The organism is Enterobacter asburiae, from assembly GCA_011754535.1.
In the GTDB taxonomy this organism is placed as follows: Bacteria; Pseudomonadota; Gammaproteobacteria; order Enterobacterales; family Enterobacteriaceae; genus Enterobacter; species Enterobacter cloacae_N.
Window position 1 is genome coordinate 3,304,583 of sequence record JAAQVN010000001.1, and the last position, 16,957, is coordinate 3,321,539.

Annotated in this window: 15 protein-coding genes and 1 tRNA gene; 7 read left to right on the top strand and 9 right to left on the bottom strand. The window is 56.2% G+C overall.

The features are described from left to right. The 3 genes from HBM95_15565 to rsuA form a co-directional block, all read right to left on the bottom strand. Positions 1-345, bottom strand: coding sequence for a hypothetical protein (locus tag HBM95_15565; GenBank protein ID NIH44345.1), 345 nt, complete (start codon positions 343-345; stop codon positions 1-3). Positions 346-623: 278 nt separating this feature from the next. Then, on the bottom strand, positions 624-1,820 hold the full coding sequence (locus HBM95_15570; protein ID NIH44346.1) for a Bcr/CflA family multidrug efflux MFS transporter: 1,197 nt from the start codon (positions 1,818-1,820) through the stop codon (positions 624-626). Between the two features lie 15 nt (positions 1,821-1,835). Then, positions 1,836-2,543, bottom strand: coding sequence for a 16S rRNA pseudouridine(516) synthase RsuA (rsuA, locus tag HBM95_15575; GenBank protein NIH44347.1), 708 nt, complete (start codon positions 2,541-2,543; stop codon positions 1,836-1,838). Between the two features lie 151 nt (positions 2,544-2,694). Between rsuA and HBM95_15580 the strand changes: the two genes are divergently transcribed. Continuing rightward, the gene (locus tag HBM95_15580; GenBank protein NIH44348.1) at positions 2,695-4,455 is read left to right on the top strand and encodes a DEAD/DEAH box helicase; all 1,761 of its coding nucleotides are present in this window, start codon (positions 2,695-2,697) and stop codon (positions 4,453-4,455) included. Positions 4,456-4,579: 124 nt separating this feature from the next. Beyond that, positions 4,580-4,864, top strand: a complete 285-nt coding sequence (gene rplY, locus HBM95_15585) for a 50S ribosomal protein L25 (GenBank protein ID NIH44349.1) — start codon at positions 4,580-4,582, stop codon at positions 4,862-4,864. 52 nt (positions 4,865-4,916) lie between these two features. Here the strand turns inward: rplY and yejK are convergent, their stop codons facing one another. Next, positions 4,917-5,924 (bottom strand): nucleoid-associated protein YejK, encoded by a 1,008-nt coding sequence (gene yejK, locus HBM95_15590; protein NIH44350.1) that lies wholly within the window; start codon positions 5,922-5,924, stop codon positions 4,917-4,919. 134 nt (positions 5,925-6,058) lie between these two features. Here yejK and HBM95_15595 point away from each other — a divergent pair, with 134 nt between their 5' ends. The 3 genes from HBM95_15595 to HBM95_15605 all read left to right on the top strand — a co-directional run bounded on the left by HBM95_15595 (position 6,059) and on the right by HBM95_15605 (position 8,214). Further along, positions 6,059-6,286, top strand: a complete 228-nt coding sequence (locus tag HBM95_15595; protein ID NIH44351.1) for a YejL family protein — start codon at positions 6,059-6,061, stop codon at positions 6,284-6,286. 19 nt (positions 6,287-6,305) lie between these two features. Continuing rightward, positions 6,306-8,066, top strand: a complete 1,761-nt coding sequence (locus HBM95_15600; GenBank protein ID NIH44352.1) for a DUF3413 domain-containing protein — start codon at positions 6,306-6,308, stop codon at positions 8,064-8,066. 71 nt (positions 8,067-8,137) lie between these two features. After that, positions 8,138-8,214, top strand: a tRNA-Pro gene (locus tag HBM95_15605). Positions 8,215-8,251: 37 nt separating this feature from the next. Here the strand turns inward: HBM95_15605 and HBM95_15610 are convergent. Then, positions 8,252-9,439 (bottom strand): MFS transporter, encoded by a 1,188-nt coding sequence (locus tag HBM95_15610; GenBank protein NIH44353.1) that lies wholly within the window; start codon positions 9,437-9,439, stop codon positions 8,252-8,254. Positions 9,440-9,562: 123 nt separating this feature from the next. Beyond that, on the bottom strand, positions 9,563-9,823 hold the full coding sequence (locus HBM95_15615; GenBank protein NIH44354.1) for a DUF2534 family protein: 261 nt from the start codon (positions 9,821-9,823) through the stop codon (positions 9,563-9,565). A gap of 209 nt (positions 9,824-10,032) precedes the next feature. Between HBM95_15615 and eco the strand changes: the two genes are divergently transcribed. After that, complete coding sequence (eco, locus tag HBM95_15620) at positions 10,033-10,536, top strand: serine protease inhibitor ecotin (GenBank protein NIH44355.1); 504 nt, start codon at positions 10,033-10,035, stop codon at positions 10,534-10,536. 101 nt (positions 10,537-10,637) lie between these two features. Here eco and mqo read toward each other — a convergent pair whose 3' ends face one another. Beyond that, positions 10,638-12,287 carry a malate dehydrogenase (quinone) gene (gene mqo, locus HBM95_15625; GenBank protein NIH44356.1) on the bottom strand — a complete coding sequence of 550 codons (1,650 nt, stop codon included), beginning with the start codon at positions 12,285-12,287 and terminating at the stop codon, positions 10,638-10,640. 188 nt (positions 12,288-12,475) lie between these two features. Here mqo and HBM95_15630 point away from each other — a divergent pair, with 188 nt between their 5' ends. Then, the gene (locus HBM95_15630) at positions 12,476-13,765 is read left to right on the top strand and encodes a SulP family inorganic anion transporter (GenBank protein NIH44357.1); all 1,290 of its coding nucleotides are present in this window, start codon (positions 12,476-12,478) and stop codon (positions 13,763-13,765) included. On the opposite strand, the gene mgtE is transcribed toward HBM95_15630, so the two are convergent. Together mgtE and HBM95_15640 are read right to left on the bottom strand one after the other, a co-directional pair. Then, positions 13,728-15,164: a magnesium transporter gene (mgtE, locus tag HBM95_15635; GenBank protein ID NIH44358.1), complete on the bottom strand. Its 1,437-nt coding sequence runs from the start codon at positions 15,162-15,164 to the stop codon at positions 13,728-13,730. The two genes, HBM95_15630 and mgtE, sit on opposite strands and share 38 nt — an antisense overlap. Before the next feature lie 148 nt (positions 15,165-15,312). Beyond that, positions 15,313-16,956 carry a multidrug ABC transporter permease/ATP-binding protein gene (locus HBM95_15640; protein ID NIH44359.1) on the bottom strand — a complete coding sequence of 548 codons (1,644 nt, stop codon included), beginning with the start codon at positions 16,954-16,956 and terminating at the stop codon, positions 15,313-15,315. Between the last annotated feature and the right edge of the window lies 1 nt (position 16,957).

The window sequence follows — 16,957 nt, forward strand, 5'->3', positions numbered from 1 at the left end:
TTAAAACGGATACTGGCCGGAGAAAGGCTCAGCAATTGCAACGCCAAAGTTTTTCAGACGGCAGGTCGCGGCGAATTCGTCCTGGCTTTTCACAAACAGGCACGGCTCCCCTTCGCACTCCAGTACGGAGCTGTCCACTTCGATATCCGTCAAAGCCTGGCTGAGACGCTCCATCACCCGCCACGCATTTTCATCGCTCGGGCTCAGCAGCTTGAGCGCAACCAGGCAATTCTCACAGCCCGCGACGCTTTGCGGAATCGGTTCAACTTTCGAACCTGCAAAACCCGCCGACCAGCGGTAGCTCTGGGGCAAGCGATGGACTATGGAGAGTTGTAATGTATTCACGTTCGTTCCCCGGAAGCAAAATTTACTTCACAATTTATTTACATTTATAGTAACACATCATCGCCAACCTGCACTATTCAGCGCTTTTTTATCGGTTTCGAGGCTCGCGTCGGCGCTATATGTACCCGTTTCTGCGATCTAACTCAACCTTTTTGAATACAATGATGTGACTTTTTACATAAATAGATTTTACATAAAATAAACAAACACGGGATAAACGAACGCGGGTTTGGTTGATGTGTATCAACAAAAAAGGCCCTTCCGGGCCTTCTCTGTGGTTAGCGAGCCGCTTTTCGCGGCCGACTGGCGTAAAGACAGAAGAGGACGGAGCTGGTTGCGCAAAATGCCATCGCCCACAGCATCGGCCATGCCGTCGTAAAGGTGGCCATTGAAAGCAACGCGCCAACGATAGCGCCGATGCCGAAGCGGAACGTCCCCGCCAGTGACGATGCGGTCCCCGCCATGTGCGGGAACTCATCGAGGATCACCGCCATCGCATTGGACGAGATCATCGACACGCAGCCGACAAACGCCGCCACGCCGATCACCAGCGCCCAGAACCCCACGCCCAGGAACGCGCTCACCACCAGCCATACCGCCATCACAAACTGGATCCACAGCCCGGCGCGGAACATGTTCAGCGCGCCCACCCGCCGGACAAAGCGACTGTTAATGATGGTCAGGACAAACAGGAAGACGATATTGAGCGCAAAATAATAGCCAAAGTGCTGTGGCGAAACGTGGTTCAGTTCGATATAGACAAACGGCCCGGCGCTCAGGAAGGAGAACATTCCGGCAAAGCTGAACCCGCTCGCCAGCATGTAGCTCAGCACCCGCTTGTGGCGAAACAGCGAGGCAAAGTTACCTATCGTAGTTCGAATATGAAATTTCTGGCGGCGCTCGACGGGCAGCGTTTCATCAATAAAGAAGAAAATCATCGCCGAAGCCAGCAGTGCGGCCAGGGCCAGGATCCAGAAAATCGCATGCCAGCTAAACCACACCAGCACCGCACCACCGGCCATCGGGGCCACCAGCGGCGCAATCGTCGTCACCAGCATGACAAACGACATCATGCGGGAGAACTCTTCCTTCGGGTAGATATCGCGCATCAGGGCGTTGATCACCACGCTCGCAGCGGCAGCGGCCAGCCCGTGCAGGAAGCGCATGGCGATCAGCTGATCGATACTCTGCGCCAGCGCACAGGCGACCGCAGCGGCCGCAAAGACCAGCGTCCCGCCCAGAATCACCGGTTTGCGCCCAAGGCTGTCGGCCATTGGGCCGTATAAAAGCTGTCCGAGAGCGAAACCGAGAATATAGGTGCTGAGCGTCATCTGAGCGCTGCCTGCCGGTACGCCAAACTGCGCGGAAATCACCGGTAGCGCAGGCAGATACATGTCGATAGACAGCGGCATCAGCATCGCCAGCAGGCCAAGAATGAAGACAATTTTGAACGACGAGTGTGGCCTGGTGGTCACAGAGTTCTCCTGAAATTAATGCGAAGGCAGACCGACGCTGGCAATCTCTTCTTCCGTTAACGGACGGTATTCGCCTGGCGCAAGGTCGGGATCGAGCGCGATCGCACCGATGCGTTCACGGTGCAGGCCCACAACGTGGTTCCCCACCGCGGCAAACATACGTTTAACCTGATGGTAACGCCCTTCGCTGATGGTCAGACGGACCTCTGTCGGGGTGATGACTTCAAGCACCGCCGGTTTAGTCAGATCTTTTTCATTATGCAGCTGCACGCCTTTCGCGAAGTGCTCTGCCGTGTCATCAGCAACCGGCGACTCCAGCGTGACCAGATAGGTTTTCTCACAGTGGTGACGCGGGGAAGTAATGCGATGCGACCACTGCCCGTCGTCGGTCATCAGCACCAGACCGGTGGTGTCGATATCGAGGCGACCCGCAGCGTGCAGCTTGTGCGCCACCGGTTCGTCGAGGAAATAGAGCACCGTCGGATGATCCGGATCGTCCGTTGAGCAGACGTAGCCTTCCGGCTTGTTGAGCATGAAATAGCGCGGACCGTGCTGCTGGGTCAGCGGATTGCCGTCGTACTCCACCTGATGGTCAGGTTGCAGTTTGAACGCGCTGTCTCTCACAATGTCGCCATCCACGGTAACGCGGCTGGCGCGTATCTCGCGCCCGGCAATAGCGCGGCTTACGCCGAGTTGCTGAGCGATAAACTTATCAAGTCGCATGAAATCTTTTTAGCCTTAATGGTGCTGGAAGTCGGACCGTGCGTCCGAAAAAGAAGCAGTCTGGAACGGTTCAGTATAATGGTCTGGTTGCGCCACTCAAGGGAAAAAGTTTCGTGGCATACTATATGCGGATTAACGAAACCGAGACCCCATGACTTTTACACTTCGTCCCTATCAGCAGGAAGCCGTTGACGCCACCCTCGCCTGGTTCCGCAAACACCGGGAACCGGCGGCCATTGTCCTCCCGACCGGTGCAGGCAAGAGCCTGGTTATTGCCGAGCTGGCCCGCCTGGCGCGCGGTCGCGTGCTGGTGCTGGCGCACGTCAAAGAGCTGGTTGCGCAAAACCATGCTAAGTATTGTGCGCTGGGACTGGAAGCCGATATTTTCGCAGCCGGTCTAAAGCGCAAAGATAGCCACGGCAAAGTGGTTTTCGGCAGCGTACAGTCCGTGGCCCGCAACCTGGATCTGTTCCGCAGCGAGTTTTCGCTGCTAATTGTCGACGAGTGTCATCGCATCAGCGATGACGACGACAGCCAGTATCAGCAAATCCTCACTCACCTGAAAGAGGTGAACCCTCACTTACGCCTGCTCGGCCTGACGGCAACCCCGTTTCGCCTGGGCAAAGGCTGGATCTATCGCTTTCATTATCACGGCATGGTGCGCGGCGACGAGAAAGCGCTGTTCAGCGACTGTATCTATGAACTTCCGCTGCGCTACATGATTAAGCACGGCTACCTGACGCCGCCCGAGCGGCTGGATATGCCGGTGGTGCAGTATGATTTCAGCCGGTTACAGGCGCAGAGCAACGGCTTGTTCAGCGAAGCTGACCTCAATCAGGAGCTGAAAAAGCAGAAGCGCATAACTCCGCATATCATTAGCCAGATCGAAGAATTTGCACAGACGCGCAAAGGGGTAATGATTTTCGCCGCCACCGTTGAGCACGCTCGCGAAATTACCGGATTGCTGCCCGCAAACGACGCGGCGCTGATCACCGGCGAAACGCCCGGTCCGGAGCGCGACAGGCTGATTGAAGCCTTCAAAGCGCAGCAGTTCCGTTATCTGGTCAACGTCTCTGTCTTGACTACCGGTTTCGATGCACCGCACGTCGATCTAATCGCCATTCTGCGCCCAACCGAATCCGTCAGCCTGTATCAGCAGATTGTCGGCCGTGGCCTGCGCCTGGCGCCGGGCAAAACCGACTGTCTGATCCTCGATTACGCGGGTAACCCGCACGATCTCTACTCCCCCGAAGTGGGCACGCCGAAAGGCAAAAGCGACAACGTGCCGGTGCAGGTGTTTTGCCCGGCCTGCGGCTTTGCCAACACATTCTGGGGAAAAACCACCGCCGACGGCACGCTGATTGAACACTTTGGCCGCCGCTGTCAGGGCTGGTTTGAAGATGATGAGGGTCATCGCGAGCAGTGCGATTTCCGCTTCCGCTTCAAAAACTGCCCGCAGTGCAACGCCGAAAATGACATCGCCGCCCGCCGCTGCCGCGAGTGCGACACGGTGCTGGTCGACCCGGACGACATGCTGAAAGCGGCGCTGAAGCTGAAAGATGCGCTGGTGCTGCGCTGCTCCGGCATGGCGCTGCAGCCCGGCGCGGATGAAAAAGGCGAATGGCTGAAAATCACCTATTACGACGAGGATGGCGCTGACGTCAGCGAACGGTTCAGGGTTCAGACGCCTGCCCAGCGCACGGCATTTGAGCAGCTGTTTATCCGCCCGCATACCCGTACGCCTGGCGTGCCGCTGCGCTGGATAACCGTAGCGGATATCGTTCATCAGCAGGTGCTGCTGCGCCACCCCGACTTCGTAGTCGCCCGCAAGAAAGGCCAGTTCTGGCAGGTTCGCGAGAAGGTCTTTGACTATGAAGGCCGCTATCGTCGGGCAAATGAATTGCGCGGTTAGCGGACTTTTCATTGATGTGCGCGGCATTTGAGTATAAAATGCCGCCCGCTTCACATCCGTGAGGCAGAACACTCACCTGCTGCTGGGTCGCCTGTAGTAGGGTTTTAAATACAGAGAGAAATCAATGTTCACTATCGAAGCAGAAGTACGTAACGTGCAGGGTAAGGGTGCGAGCCGCCGCCTGCGTACCGCTAACAAGTTCCCGGCTATCGTTTACGGTGGCGAAGCTGCTCCAGTTGCTATCGAACTGGATCACGACAAAGTATGGAACATGCAGAACAAAGCTGAGTTCTACAGCGAAGTTCTGACCATCGTTGTTGGCGGTAAAGAAGAAAAAGTGAAAGTTCAGGCTGTTCAGCGTCACGCGTTCAAGCCAAAACTGACTCACATCGACTTCGTTCGCGCGTAATCGCAAACCAGTCGAAAAAAAACCCCGCAGCTGCGGGGTTTTTTTATGCCTGTTATTTACCGCCAGAGGTGCGGCGCTGAAGCTGATCGCGCAGGTTCGGCGGCGTGCCTTTGATGGTCAGGGTGTCGGTGGCCGGATCCCAGAAAATGCGTTCACCTAACAGCATGGCGTCAAAGTTGAGGGTTAACCCACCGCCGCTGCCGGCAAATTTGGTTAACTGGCGCAGCGTGCTGCGATCCGCCGGGAAGCTCTCCTCAAGCTCATAGCCTTTCTCAGCGGTGAATTCCTGGAAGCTCACTTCGCTGACGCCAGCCAGCTCTTTTGACAGGGACTCCAGCTCAATCTCTTCCCCCGCCTGCAGCTGCTCGTTGCAGTAGCTGTAAACCTGCTGACGTACGGTCTGGCGTTCAGATTTATCGAGCTGCGCTTCAGCCGTGAAGTCATCAACAGCCTGCAGCAGCCCTTTGTTCTGCGCTTTGGCGTTCAGGCCTTCACTGGCACCGAGGAAGTCCATAAAGAAATCCGCCACTTTACGGCCCACGCGCCCCTTCAGGAAGGTCAGGTAGCGGGTCGACTCCGGGTTAGTTTCCCACTCGGTCAAATCAATACGCGCCACAATATCCGCATGGTTGATATCCAGATAGTGCGTTGAGCTGATGTCCAGCTGCTCGTTCACGCGCATGCTGCTTAAGTTGTTCAGCACGCTGACCAGCAGGTATTCGACCGCCAGATAACGATAGTGGCAGAACAGGACGATGCCGCCGTCGGCGAAGGGATATTTCGCCAGCTCGTCGCGCAGACGCCCGGTTGCGGCGCGGCTAAACGCCAGGAAATCCTCTTCGCCCTGACGCTGCAGGCGCAGGCTATCGGCCAGCTCACTCTCTTCGCTGAACAGACCATAGGCTTTATTTTTGGCGCTGTAAACGCGATGCAGCTCTGCCATCATTTCCACAACGGTTGCCGTGGGTTCCAGTAATGAATCGCGTAGCACCACTTCAAGGGTTTGCTCATCACGCTTGATAAGCTGGTGCAAGGCAATCTGGTTGATTTCCAGACTCATGATAAACTCTCCTTTTAGACCGGGCGGTATTCAACCACCACCAGGACATGTGTGCAACAACAGATAAAAAAGGGGAAAAAAAGCTGTTGCTACGGTAATATGTTGCCCTTTCATCAACAAACTGATTTTGATTTATGCCACAACATTCCCGCTACAGTGATGAACACGTTGAACAACTGCTCAGTGAGCTGGTCAACGTACTGGAAAAACATAAAACGCCGACCGATCTCTCCCTGATGGTTTTGGGAAATATGGTCACCAACCTTATCAACACCAGCGTTGCTCCGGCTCAGCGTCAGGCGATCGCCAACTCTTTCGCCCAGGCATTACAGTCATCCGTCAGCAACGACCAGGCCCATTAAGGGAAACGAACAACAGTTTATGGTGACGAATCGTCAGCGCTACCGTGAAAAAGTCTCCCAGATGGTCAGCTGGGGACACTGGTTTGCCCTGTTCAACATTCTGCTAGCGACGGTAATTGGCTGTCGTTATCTGTTTGTCGCAGACTGGCCTACAACGCTAACCGGGCGTGTCTACTCCTGGATAAGCGTTGTCGGCCACTTTAGCTTTTTGGTATTCGCCACCTATCTGCTGATCCTGTTTCCTCTGACGTTTATCGTCATGTCGCAGCGCCTGATGCGGTTCTTGTCCGCCATCCTTGCGACGGTGGGGATGACGCTGCTGCTTATCGACAGTGAAGTGTTCACCCGCTTCCACCTGCATCTCAACCCTATTGTCTGGGAACTGGTGATAAACCCGGACCAGAACGAAACGGCCCGCGACTGGCAGCTGATGTTCATCAGCGTCCCGGTGATCCTGTTGATTGAGATGCTGTTTGCCACCTGGAGCTGGCAAAAGCTCCGCAGCCTGACCCGACGCCGCCATTACGCGAAGCCTGTGGCCGCGCTCTTTTTCGTCTCATTTATCAGTTCGCACATCATGTATATCTGGGCGGATGCGAACTTCTATCGCCCTATTACCATGCAGCGCGCTAACCTGCCGCTCTCTTATCCAATGACGGCCCGTCGTTTCCTTGAGAAGCACGGCCTGCTCGATGCCCAGGAGTATCAGCGCCGTCTGGTCGAACAGGGTAATCCGGAAGCGGTTAGCGTGCAGTATCCGCTGAGCGATCTGCGCTATCGCGATATGGGTCGCGGGCAAAACGTCCTGCTGATCACCGTTGATGGCCTGAACTATTCCCGTTACGAGAAGCAGATGCCTGCGCTGGCCGATTTCGCGAGTCAAAACGTGTCGTTTACCCAGCATATGAGTTCCGGTAACTCAACCGATGCGGGTATCTTTGGCCTGTTCTATGGCATTTCTGCCGGATATATGGACGGCGTGCTGTCTGCGCGCATTCCTGCGGCGCTGATCACCGGGCTTAATCAGCAGGGCTATCAGTTAGGGCTGTTCTCATCGGACGGCTTCAACAGTTCACTGTACCGCCAGGCGCTGCTCTCTGATTTCTCCCTGCCTGCCGCGCAGAGCCAGTCTGATGCCCAGACCGCAAACCAGTGGATAAACTGGCTGCAGCGCTACGCGCAGGAAGATAACCGCTGGTTCTCGTGGGTGGCCTTTAACGGCACAACGCTTAACGACAGCAACCAGGCAGGCTTTGCGCGCCGCTACGGCCGTGCGGCCGGCGATGTTGACGCACAGATTGGCCGCGTGCTTGACGCGCTACGTGAATCAGGAAAGCTTGATAACACCGTCGTGATTGTGACCGCGGGGCATGGGGTACCGTTAGGCGACGAGACGAAGAGCATGAGCTGGTCACGTCCGAACCTGCACGTTCCGCTGGTGATCCACTGGCCGGGAACGCCGGCGCAGCGCATCAATATGCTCACAGAACATAAAGACGTCATGACGACCCTGATGCAGCGCCTGCTGCACGTCAGCACGCCAGCAAACGAGTATTCTCAGGGGCAGGATCTCTTCAGCGCGGTACGACGTCATAACTGGGTGACGGCAGCAGACGGTAACACGCTGGTGGTGACCACGCCGAAGCTGACGCTGGTGCTGAACAGCAACGGGAACTATCAGACCTATAATCTGCAGGGTGAACGGCTGAAGGACCAGAAGCCGCAGCTGAGTCTGCTGCTGCAGGTTCTGACGGATGAGAAGCGTTTTATCGCTAACTGATTAATTATAAACCAGTTAGCGACAGATTCCCTTGCATTCGAAACGGAATCGAGTAGTATCTTTTTATGCGTCGGCACGTAGCGCAGCCTGGTAGCGCACCGTCATGGGGTGTCGGGGGTCGGAGGTTCAAATCCTCTCGTGCCGACCAAAAACACATTGAAAACCAGCCTCTTACGGCTGGTTTTTTATTTCGCCTCGTCCGGTGTTTTACCCAGATAGATCAGAGTCGCCAGACAAATCACCGCTCCGGCGTAAAACGTATACGGTGCTCCAAAGGTTTCCCAGATTGCCCCGGCTCCCAGGCTGGCGATTAACAATCCCGCGCCGCTGACCAGACTAAAAATACCGTAGGCGGTACCGCGCAGATCCGCAGGAGCCGTTTTCGCAACCATTGCCGCCAGTAGCCCCTGCGTCATCCCCATATGAACGCCCCACAGCGCGACGCCTAACACAATGCCCGTCCAGTGGGTGCTCAGCGCCAGCACAATGTCTGCCCCAATCAGAACCACCAGCCCCCACTGCAGCAGCCGGGTGTGGCTCATCGTGTCGGACAACTTGCCAAACGGATATGCCGAGAGAAAATAAAGCAGATTCATGGCCACCATCACCAGCGGGATCAGCGCCAGCGGCACCCCCGACTGCTGTGCGCGAAGCACGAGAAATGCTTCACTGAAACGCGCGAGCGTGAAGATGGCACCCAGGCCAATAACCCACCAGCAGCCTTTCCCGAGGCGTCTGAGGTTCTCTTTTTTGATGGGATTTGTTCGCTTATGTTCGACAGGGGTTTTCGGCTCATGCAGACCGAAAAAAAGCAGTGCAACGGCGAGGACGCCGGGGATCACCGCCACCCAAAAAATAGTGCGAAAATCATCATTCCACAGCAGCATTAAGCCGACGGCCAGCAGCGGCCCGAGAAATGCGCCGATAGTGTCCATCGACTGACGCAGACCAAAGGCCGCACCACGGAGTTCCGGTGGCGTAACGTCAGCGACCAGCGCATCACGCGGCGCCCCTCGGATTCCCTTCCCTACCCGGTCAATCAAGCGTGCCCCAAGAATCATGCCGGAGGAAGAGGCTATAGCGAACAATGGCTTACTCACCGCGCCAAGACCGTATCCCAGTACCGCCAGCCCTTTACGCTTGCCCAGGTAGTCACTGATTGCCCCGGAAAAAACTTTGATAAACAGCGCGGTGGCTTCAGCCAGGCCTTCAATCAAACCAATAAAAAGCACGCTGGCACCCAGCGTTGTGACCATAAACAACGGGAGCAGACTGTGAATGATCTCAGAGGAGATATCCATCAACATACTGACCCCACCCACAACCCAGACGCCTTTCGGGATCCGGCTGAGCGTTGCAAACCGGGATAACATTGAGCCTCTCCTGCTTTATGGCGAACAAGCTTATGCGGAACAGAATATCCTGGAAAAGAGAATAAAAATTATCAGGCATAAAAAAGCCAGCCCGCAGGCTGGCTTCTTATAGCAGATAAATGCTTAGTGCTTATCACGTCCGCCCAGGAAGAAAATGCCCAGCGGGATGGCCAGCAGAACGGTGAAGACAAGGCTGTAAACGAAGATCATCGCCGACTGCAGCACATACATGCTGGTAGTCCAGGCGGAGAGAGGAATGTTGTACTGTTCGATGACGCCAACAATGGTGGCCCGCCCGACGCACGCGGCAGCAATCATAAACACGACCAGCAGCGCCAGGAGGAACTTGCGGCCTTCAGGTGTTTTCAGTTTTGCACGAACCATCTCTCTTCCCTTTCACAGATGAATAACATAATAGAGGGTCTAAAATAACACGAACGCCCGCCACACTCCACACCAGTACAAATACCTGCCAAAATGGATAACACCAGGTTTATTACGCTGCATATAATGAAAATGTAAGTAAATCACACTAATCATTCATACGCGTTATGTTAGTCTGTGCAGGACCGTTTTGACATAAAGGAATGACAATGAAAAACGCACCTAAATTTGCCATCGCGCTTCTCGCCGCCGCGTGCGTCAGCACCAGCGCTTTCGCCAGCGACGCCCAAAAAGCGCAGCCGCTGGAAAAAGTTGCCCCCTATCCGCAAGCGGAAAAAGGCATGAAGCGTCAGGTGATTCAGCTGCCGGTTCAGCAGGACGAAGCGAATTACAAAGTGGAACTGTTAATTGGCAAGACGCTGGAAGTAGACTGCAATCAGCACCGTCTTGGCGGTCAGCTGGAAAGCAAAACCCTGGAAGGCTGGGGTTACGACTATTACGTCTTTGATAAAGTCACCTCTCCGGTTTCCACCATGATGGCCTGCCCTGACGGCAAGAAAGAGAAGAAATTTGTGACGGCCTATCTGGGCGACAACAGCCTGCTGCGCTACAACAGCAAGTTGCCGATCGTGGTGTATACGCCTGAAAACGTGGAAGTGAAATATCGCGTCTGGAAGGCAGATGAGACTGTCGGTCAAGCCGTAGTACGTTGAATATAAGTCGGGTGGCGGCTTCGCCTTACCCGACCCCTCTCCCACCGGGAGAGGGAGAAAACACTAAAAACGGTAACGAATGTTACCGTTTTGCTTTTACCTTACAGCGCGATATCGGCAACCGGCTTGTTTTCGGGCTGAGGCTTCAGCTCCGCCTTTGGCGCAGCATCCGCAGCCTGCGGCTTAACATATTGCAACTGCAATACGCGGCTGGTGTATTCCAGTTCCTGCTCCGTCGCATCCACGTTACCGTTCAGCTTCGTGCCGTACGATGGAATAATGGTTTTCAGCTTCGCCTGCCATTCCGGGCTGGCAACTTTGTCTTTAAACACTTTTTCCATCAGGTGCAGCATGATTGGCGCAGCGGTAGACGCACCCGGTGACGCGCCCAGCAGCGCGGCAATCGTGCCATCCTTATCGCTCACCACTTCGGTACCCAGACGCAGTACGCCGCCCTCTTTCGGATCGCGCTTGATGATCTGGACACGCTGACCCGCCTGCCACAGACGCCAGTCTTCTTTCTTCGCCTGCGGATAGTACTCTTTCAGCGCCTCGAAGCGTTCGTCGTCAGAGAGCATCACCTGGCTGATCAGGTATTTTACCAGGTCGAAGTTATCCAGACCCACGTCCATCATCGGCTTGACGTTAGAGGTGGTGGTTGCGCTCAGCAGATCCCACAGGGAGCCGTTTTTCAGGAACTTGGTGGAGAAGGTCGCGAACGGTCCGAACAGCACCACGCGTTTACCGTCCAGCATACGGGTGTCAATGTGCGGTACGGACATCGGTGGCGCACCTACGGAAGCCTGACCGTACACTTTTGCCAGATGACGATTCACCACTTCCGGGTTCTCGGATACCAGGAACTGGCCGCCGACCGGGAAGCCCGCGTAGTCGTCAGCTTCAGGAATACCGGATTCCTGCAGCAGCTTCAGCGCTGCGCCGCCCGCACCGATGAAGACAAATTTGGCCTTAATGACGTGCTCGGCTTCATTGTTTTTCAGATCGGCAACCGTCACGCTCCAGCTGTTGTCCGCATTGCGCTTAAAGCCGCGCACTTCGGTGCTGAGCTGCAGGTTGAAGTTCTCTTTTTTCTTCAGGGACGCCACCAGCTGACGGGTAATTTCACCGTAGTTCACGTCGGTCCCGATTTCGGTACGGGTCGCCGCCACTTTTTGGTTTGGATCGCGACCTTCCATCACCAGCGGGGCCCACTCTTTGATCTGCGCGTGGTCTTCGGAGTATTTCATCCCGCGGAACAGGGTGCTCTGCTGCAGCGCAGCGTAACGTGCGCGCAGGAAATTCACGTTCTGCTCGCCCCACACAAAGCTCATGTGCGGTACGGTGTTGATGAAGGAGTGCGGGTCGTGCATCACGCCGCTGTTGACCTGGTGAGACCAGAACTGACGCGAGATCTGGAATGCTTCATTGATCTCTACCGCCTTCTCGATACTAATGGAACCGTCCTTTTTCTGCGGCGTATAGTTCAGTTCCATGAGTGCCGAATGCCCGGTACCGGCGTTATTCCAGCCGTTCGAACTCTCCTGCGCCACGCCATCGAGGCGCTCGACCATGGTCATGGACCAGTCCGGCTGCAGTTCCTGCAGATAGGTTCCCAGCGTGGCGCTCATGATACCGCCACCAATTAAAAGGACGTCCGTTTCCTGCTCTTTTGGTGCGTCTGCTTTCGCTGCCATCGAGACGGCGCTGAGCCCAACGGCCAGAGAAAAGAGCATGGCAGTCATTTTTTTCATAATTTATGCCTTAGTGTAAAAGTGCTTGATGCGTGGAAAGTGCAGGTGAAAAAAGCTGCGTGGGCACGGTAACAACTTTTAAATATTGTTTAAAGGTTACGAAATTATTGTAATTGTGAAATTTAATGATGGATTGTTTGTAGGGGATTGCGGGGCGCAGCTGGCAATAGGGGGAATTTATGGCTACTATGCTGCACTTTGTGATCGCGCGCACGGAAGCCTGCCCTAACCAGCGAACTGTTATGTCCTTACCCCATTCTGCTGTATCCCCCGAAGACCGCGTAGCCAACGTACTGCGTTTTCCTAAGCAGCTGACGCGTGAAACGCTGGCGGGCGTTATTACCGCCCTGGCCCTGATCCCGGAAGTGATCTCTTTTTCCGTAGTCGCAGGCGTTGACCCAAAAGTCAGCCTGATCGCCTCCGTAGTGCTGTGCCTTGTTCTCTCCGTGTTGGGAGGTCGTCCGGCGATGGTCACGGCAGCCGCCGGTTCCGTAGCGCTGGTCATTGGCCCAATGGTGCATCAGCACGGCGTACAGTACATTCTTCCCGCCGTGCTGATGGCTGGCGTGATACAAATTCTGTTCGGCGTGCTGGGCATGGCAAGACTCATGCGCTTTATTCCCCAGTCGGTCATGACGGGGTTTGTTAACGCCCTGGGGATTCTGATCTTCTTCGCTCAGGTGCCGCATTTCTGGAGCCGAAGCCCGCTGATTGTGGGCCTGTTCGTGCTGACGCTGCTGATCGTGCTGTGGGTGCCGCGCTATATCAAAAGCATCCCTTCCCCGCTGATTGCGATCGTGCTGTTAACCTTGTTCACCGTTTCAACCGGCCAGGTCCTGCCGACCGTGGGCGATGAAGGCTCCATGAGCGGCGGTTTGCCGGGGTTTACCGAGCTGCTGGTACCGCTTAACGTACAGACGCTGAGCATCATCTGGCCGTGCGCCTTGAGTATTGCCTTCGTCGGTCTGCTGGAATCCCTGCTAACGGCAAAGCTGGTGGATGAACTGACCGTAACGCCATCGAGCAAACGCCGCGAGAGCATCGGGCTGGGCGTCGGCAATATTCTGGCCGGTTTTTACGGCGGCATTGCGGGCTGCGCGATGATCGGACAAACCATCGTTAACGTGGAGATGGGGAAAGGGCGAAGCCGTATTTCAACCCTTGCGGCGGGCATCGTGCTGCTGATCCTGGTGACGGCACTCAGTGAAGTCATGGCGAAAATCCCGATGGCGGTGCTGGCGGGGATTATGGCGATCGTCGCCGTCAAAACCTTCAGCTGGCACAGCCTTCAGCCCGCCACGATAAAAAATGCCCCGATTGCCGAAACGGTGGTGATGCTGGTGACCGTTGCCGCAACGGTTTCAACTGGCAACCTGGCGATTGGCGTACTGGGCGGGATTATCGTCATGGCACTGATCCCCGCCGGGATTAAGCGTCGGGTTAAAGCAGAAAAACCGTTGCCAGCCCAAGAAAAATAAAGAAACCGCCAGTATCGGTGATGGCGGTGATCATCACGCTCGACCCCACCGCGGGGTCGCGCCCCAGTTTGGTCATCGTCAGCGGGATAATGACGCCCATCATCGATGCCACCAGTAAATTCAGCACCATCGCCAGCATCATCACCCCGCCTAAGGCCATATCGTCATACAGCCACCAGGTGATGCCGCCCATAATGCCGCCCCACACCAGGCCGTTGATCAGCGCCACGCCCATCTCCCTGAAGATCAGAAAGGCAAAATTACCGGGCTGAATATTTTCCAGCGCCAGCGCGCGGACGATCATGGTGATGGTCTGGTTTCCGGTGTTGCCGCCAATCCCGGCCACAATCGGCATCAGCGAGGCCAGCGCCACCAGCTGCGAAATGGTGTGTTCAAAGCCGTCAATCACGCGGGAGGCGATAAAGGCGGTACACAGGTTAATAGCCAGCCACGCCCAGCGGGTTTTTACCGCCTTGCCGACGGAGGCATGGACGTCATCTTCGGCGCTGATCCCCCCGAGCGCGCGCAGGTCGTTGTCGGTTTCTTCGTAGACCACATCAACGATCTCATCAATGGTCAGACGCCCCATCAGCTTGCCGACGGAGTCTACGACCGCCGCACTCACAAGGTCATCACGTTCAAAGGTACGCGCCGCTTTTTCCGCGTCGTCTTCCGGGGAGAAGACCATCGGCTCGTTTTCCATCACCTCGCTCACCTTCCGCTGGGTGCTGTTGAGCAGGATGGTTTTCAGCTCCAGCTCGCCGAGCAGGGTTTTGTCCCGCGAGGTAACAAACAGTTTATCGGTGTTATCCGGCATCCTGCCCAGGCGGCGCAGGTAGCGCTGCACGGTACCCAGCGTGACGTCCGGACGTACCGTGATAACGCCAAACTCCATGATCGCGCCAACGCTGTTTTTCTCGTAGTGCATCACCTGGCGCACGCGCGCGCGTTCATCGGCGGGCAGAGACGCCAGCAGGCGACCGGTCAGGTTACGCGGCAGGTGCTGTACAAGGTAAATCTGCTCGTCGATATCCAGGGTTTGCAGGGCGTCGAGGATGTCCCGGTCGCTCATCTCGTCGATCAGGTCGTCCCAGACGTTTTCCGAGGCTTCAAGCAGGACCTGGCCGCGCTCGTGATCCTGCACCAGGCGCCAGAGGGCGTGACGCTCTTCCGAAGGAAGCGCCTCAAGGGTATCCGCCAGATCCGGCGGCGGTAAATGAGCAACCAGCGCACCTACCTCAGCAATATCGTCGGCCAGTGTGCCGACATCATATTGCTCAGCCAGGGTCAGTTTGCCTAATAGCGTAGAAGTGACCGCTTTATCGGTCGTGAGAAGCCAGATGAGTCGCGCACGCTCCTGGTCACGCTGCCTGGCGCTGTTTTTCTTTAATACCGACATCAATCATAAATCCATTAAATGAGTTGGCGTTAAGCATAGCGCGGGGATATGTAAATAAGAATAAACAACGGGCCGAGGTGGAGAAAAAAGCGTCATTACAGCCACGATCTATCCCCTCTCCCTGTGGGAGAGGGTTAGGGTGAGGGCATCAGGCCGTACGCGCCACCGCGTCACGCGAGGCCGCATCGCGCTCTTCACCGGTCAGCTCGCTCAGCTTGCCGTCGCGCATCTCCAGCAGACGGTCGGCGTGAATGAAGTAGTGATCGTCGTGGCTGATGGCGAAAATGGTCTTGCCCATCTCCTGCATCAGCGGCAGCAGCACCTGATAAAACTCGCGGCGGAAATGCGGATCCTGATCCGCCGCCCACTCATCCAGCAGGATGATGTCACGCTCTTCCGCCAGCGCCAGCAGCAGCGCCACGCGCTTCTTCTGCCCCTTGGAGAGCTTGAGGTTGAGGATTTTTCCGTCCTGAAGCTCCAGCTTGTGCGCCATCTGCAGCTGCGTCAGCCATTTTTCAACCAGCTCAGGATTGGCCTGCTGCCCTTCCGGCCCCAGCAGCCGGTCAAACAGCCAGACATCGGTGAACACCGCCGAGAAAAGCTTGCGGTAATCCTCGGGCTTCTCCGCGCTCAGCGCCTTACCGTCCAGCAGGATTTCGCCCGACTGCGGCTGGTAAAGTCCGGTGAGCAACATCGCCAGCGTGGATTTTCCGCTGCCGTTGCCGCCGATGAGAAACAGCAGTTCACCGCGGTGAATCGTCAGGTTAACTGGCCCCACGGAGAAGGCGTTGTCCTGATAGCGGAACATCACGTCGCGCAGCTCCAGGGTCTGCCAGTTCGGGAAGGCCTGCGGGCGCGGGAATTCGGCTTTGAACGGCGCGAGATCGAATTTTTTGAGCTTATTAAACGCCACCTGCGCGCTGAGTAACGTAGGCAGTGCGCCAACGGCCGAGAGCAGCGGCGTACGTAAAAACAGCAGTGTCAGCGAGTAGGTCGCCGCCACGTTGGTATCCGCCCAGCCCAGGCTGTTCGCCATCCAGAACACCAGGCCAATGGCACCCAGCATCATAATGTTGGACCAGTTCACGGCGCTCAGGTGGAAGGTATCGGCGCGAATGATGTGGTGCCGGTATTCGCGCGCGTCCGGAATATAAAGATGATTGAAAATATGCTCGGCGCGCTCGCGGTTGAGAGTCAGCTCTTTGCGCCCTTCCAGCACCGTCTGATAATCGTTATAGAGCTTATCTTCCGTTTCGCGCAGGACCGCCATGTGCTTATAGACGCGCGACACCAGCATAAAGCCGCCCCAGATGGTGATGGCAATCCACAGGGCGGTCACCGCCAGCATTTTAGTAGAGAGCCAGGCGAGATAGGCGGCAGAGCCAAAGGTCAGGATGATCCCCTGCACCAGCTCCGGCAGGCGGACAAACGCGATGGTAATGGCGCGCACGTCGCTGGTCAGCCCAGCCAGCAGGGAAGCGCTGCCGAGCTGCTCCACGCGCTCAACCTGCGTGTCGAGGATCCGCTTGATGAACTCGCTGCGCAGGCGGAAAACGAAATGGTGCCCAAGCGCGGTCAGCGCCAACTGAGAACCAAGCGTAACCGCCATCAACAGCAGCAGCAGGCCGAGAAACTCTGGCAGTACCGAGAGTGAGGTATCAACCATTTCGATCAGCCGCACGTTTATAAACGCGATCAGGCCAATACCCAGCGCGGCGCTGGCAAGGCTTAACGCCATTACGGCAATGAAGGGCCAGCGGTACTGACGCCAGACAAGAAGAAGTAGTTGCATG

What these genes read in the sequence shown, in the direction of transcription:
- HBM95_15600 (NIH44352.1), top strand. Translation starts at nt 6,306, where the DNA reads ATGGTGACGAATCGTCAGCGCTACCGTGAAAAAGTCTCCCAGATGGTC.
- rsuA (NIH44347.1), bottom strand. Translation starts at nt 2,543, where the DNA reads ATGCGACTTGATAAGTTTATCGCTCAGCAACTCGGCGTAAGCCGCGCT.
- rplY (NIH44349.1), top strand. Translation starts at nt 4,580, where the DNA reads ATGTTCACTATCGAAGCAGAAGTACGTAACGTGCAGGGTAAGGGTGCG.
- HBM95_15640 (NIH44359.1), bottom strand. Translation starts at nt 16,956, where the DNA reads ATGCAACTACTTCTTCTTGTCTGGCGTCAGTACCGCTGGCCCTTCATT.
- HBM95_15580 (NIH44348.1), top strand. Translation starts at nt 2,695, where the DNA reads ATGACTTTTACACTTCGTCCCTATCAGCAGGAAGCCGTTGACGCCACC.
- yejK (NIH44350.1), bottom strand. Translation starts at nt 5,924, where the DNA reads ATGAGTCTGGAAATCAACCAGATTGCCTTGCACCAGCTTATCAAGCGT.
- mgtE (NIH44358.1), bottom strand. Translation starts at nt 15,164, where the DNA reads ATGTCGGTATTAAAGAAAAACAGCGCCAGGCAGCGTGACCAGGAGCGT.
- HBM95_15630 (NIH44357.1), top strand. Translation starts at nt 12,476, where the DNA reads ATGCTGCACTTTGTGATCGCGCGCACGGAAGCCTGCCCTAACCAGCGA.
- eco (NIH44355.1), top strand. Translation starts at nt 10,033, where the DNA reads ATGAAAAACGCACCTAAATTTGCCATCGCGCTTCTCGCCGCCGCGTGC.
- HBM95_15615 (NIH44354.1), bottom strand. Translation starts at nt 9,823, where the DNA reads ATGGTTCGTGCAAAACTGAAAACACCTGAAGGCCGCAAGTTCCTCCTG.
- HBM95_15595 (NIH44351.1), top strand. Translation starts at nt 6,059, where the DNA reads ATGCCACAACATTCCCGCTACAGTGATGAACACGTTGAACAACTGCTC.
- HBM95_15610 (NIH44353.1), bottom strand. Translation starts at nt 9,439, where the DNA reads ATGTTATCCCGGTTTGCAACGCTCAGCCGGATCCCGAAAGGCGTCTGG.
- mqo (NIH44356.1), bottom strand. Translation starts at nt 12,287, where the DNA reads ATGAAAAAAATGACTGCCATGCTCTTTTCTCTGGCCGTTGGGCTCAGC.